Consider the following 2,838-nt stretch of genomic DNA (forward strand, 5'->3'; position numbering starts at 1 on the left):
GTCGAGGCGGACGCCGGGCGGTACGGCGAGCCGGTGCAGGGTGCCGGTCTGCGGGGCCCAGTCGCGGGCAGGGTCCTCGGCGTAGAGGCGGACCTCGATCGCGTGGCCGCGCGGGCTCGGCGGGTCCTTCTCCAGGGCGTGTCCCTCGGCGACCCNNTCCTCGCCGACACCCACGGCACCGTCTGGCCGCTCGGGCAGGCCGGGTGCCGGGGCCTCCTCGATCACCTTCTGGTGGCGGCGCTGGAGGGAGCAGTCGCGGGTGCCGAGCGGCCAGACGGTGCCGTGGGTGTCGGCGAGGATCTGCACCTCGATGTGGCGGCCGTTCTCGATGTACGGCTCCATGAACACCTCGCCGTCCCCGAAGGCGCTGGCGGCCTCGGCGCGCGCCCCTTCCAGGGCGTCCCGGAGCTCGTCCAGACGGCGCACGATCCGCATCCCGCGCCCCCCGCCGCCCGCCGCCGCCTTCACCAGCACCGGCAGGTCCCCCTGGGTGACCTCTCCCAGGGGTTCCAGGCCCATCAGCCGCTTGGCGCGCGTCTTGGAGGCCATGGCCTCGATGGCCTCGGGGGACGGCCCGATCCAGGTCAGACCGGCGTCCAGGACCGCGCGGGCGAAGTCCGGGTTCTCGGAGAGGAAGCCGTAACCGGGGTGCACGGCGTCCGCGCCGGCCGCGAGGGCGGCCTTCACGATCAGGTCGCCGCGCAGATAGGTGTCGGCGGGCGCCGCGCCCGGCAGTCGTACCGCCGCATCCGCCCGGCGGGTGTGCAGGGCGTGCTCATCGGCGTCCGAGTACACGGCGACCGTGCGGATGCCCAGGTCGGAGCAGGTGCGGAAGATACGGCAGGCGATCTCGCCGCGATTGGCGACCAGCAGTGTCTGGATCATGACCTCACATCCGGAAGACGCCGAAGCCGCCGCGCGCGCCCTCGTAGGGGGCGGTGTGGATCGCGGAGAGGCACAGGCCGAGGACGGTACGGGTGTCGCGCGGGTCGATGACGCCGTCGTCATAGAGCCGCCCGGACAGGAACATCGGCAGTGACTCGGACTCGATCTGCTGCTCCACGATGGCGCGCAGGGCGGCGTCCGCGTCCTCGTCGTACGGCTGCCCCTTCGCCGCCGCCGACTGCCGCGCGACGATCGACAGCACACCGGCGAGCTGCTGCGGGCCCATGACGGCGGACTTGGCGCTGGGCCAGGCGAACAGGAAGCGGGGGTCGTAGGCGCGGCCGCACATCCCGTAGTGGCCGGCCCCGTAGGAGGCGCCCATGAGGACGGAGAGGTGCGGGACCCGGGAGTTGGACACCGCGTTGATCATCATCGCGCCGTGCTTGATGATCCCGCCCTGCTCGTACTCCCGCCCGACCATGTAGCCGGTGGTGTTGTGCAGAAAGAGCAGCGGGATGTCGCGCTGGTTGGCGAGCTGGATGAACTGGGCGGCCTTCTGCGACTCCGCGCTGAACAGCACCCCCTGGGCGTTGGCGAGAATGCCGACGGGATAGCCGTGCAGCGCGGCCCAGCCGGTCACCAGGCTGGTGCCGTACAGCGGTTTGAACTCGTCGAAGTCGGAGCCGTCCACGATCCGGGCGACGACCTCGCGCGGATCGAAGGGGATCTTGAGGTCGCCGGGGACGATGCCCAGCAGTTCCTCCGGGTCGTACTTGGGCGGCTCGGCAGGGCCCGGATCGGCGCCCGCCTTGCGGTGGTTGAGGCGCCCGACGACCCGGCGGGCCTGGCGCAGGGCGTCCCGCTCGTCCACCGCGAAGTAGTCGGCGAGCCCGGAGACGCGGGCGTGCATCTCGGCGCCGCCCAGGGACTCGTCGTCGCTCTCCTCGCCGGTGGCCATCTTCACCAGGGGCGGTCCGCCGAGGAACACCTTGGCCCGTTCCTTGACCATGATGACGTGGTCGGACATGCCGGGGACGTAGGCGCCGCCCGCCGTGGAGTTGCCGAAGACGACGGCCACGGTCGGGATGCCGGCGGCCGAAAGCCGGGTGAGATCACGGAAGATGGCGCCGCCGGGGATGAAGATCTCTTTCTGCGAGGGCAGATCGGCGCCGCCCGACTCCACCAGGCTGACGCAGGGCAGCCGGTTGGCGAGCGCGATGTCATTGGCGCGCAGGGCCTTCTTCAGGCTCCAGGGGTTGCTGGCGCCGCCGCGCACGGTCGGGTCGTTGGCAGTGATCAGGCACTCCACGCCCTCGATCACGCCGATCCCGGTGACGAGGGAGGCGCCGACGGTGTACTCGCTGCCCCAGCCGGCGAGCGGGGACAGCTCCAGGAACGGGGTATCCGCATCGAGCAGCAGCTCGATGCGTTCCCGGGCGAGCAACTTGCCGCGCTCGCGGTGCCGTTGGACGTACTTCTCGCCGCCGCCCGCGAGCGCCTTGGCGTGTTCGCCTTCCAGCTCGGCGAGTTTGCCGAGCATGGCCTCGCGATGCGCCGAGTAGTCGGGGTGGTGGGTGTCCAGGGCCGTGTCGAGGACGGTCACAGCAGGGCCTCCGGGATGTCCAGGTGGCGGGAGCGCAGCCATTCGCCGAGGGCCTTGGCCTGCGGGTCGAAGCGGTGCCGGGAGGCGACGCCGGCGCCGAGGATGCCGGTGACGACGAAGTTCAGGGCGCGCAGCCCAGGAAGGAGATGGCGGGTGACGGGCAGGTCGCGGCTCTCGGGGATCAGCTCCCGGAACCGGTCCACCGTCAGCTCGTGCGCGAGCCATCGCCATGCCTCGTCGGTACGGGCCCACACCCCCACATTGGCGTTCCCACCCTTGTCCCCGCTGCGGGCACCGGCGACGAGGCCGAGGGGGGCGCGGCGGGTGGCGCCGTGCCCCAGGGGCGCGGC

At 72.0% G+C, this 2,838-nt stretch carries 3 protein-coding genes; all 3 read right to left on the minus strand.

All coding sequences use genetic code 11. The features are described 5' to 3' along the window. Positions 1 to 885: biotin carboxylase N-terminal domain-containing protein (locus CCN72_RS27475; RefSeq protein ID WP_279630286.1), on the minus strand; the 885-nt coding region annotated here is incomplete at its 3' end. A gap of 4 nt (positions 886 to 889) precedes the next feature. Beyond that, entirely contained in the window at positions 890 to 2,488 is a 1,599-nt protein-coding gene (locus CCN72_RS27480) for an acyl-CoA carboxylase subunit beta (RefSeq protein ID WP_086810504.1), read from the minus strand. Next, positions 2,485 to 2,838: AtuA-related protein (locus CCN72_RS27485; protein WP_425276178.1), on the minus strand; the 354-nt coding region annotated here is incomplete at its 5' end. The genes CCN72_RS27485 and CCN72_RS27480, both read right to left, overlap by 4 nt.

Source organism: Streptomyces murinus (assembly GCF_002154555.1).
In the GTDB taxonomy this organism is placed as follows: Bacteria; Actinomycetota; Actinomycetes; order Streptomycetales; family Streptomycetaceae; genus Streptomyces; species Streptomyces murinus.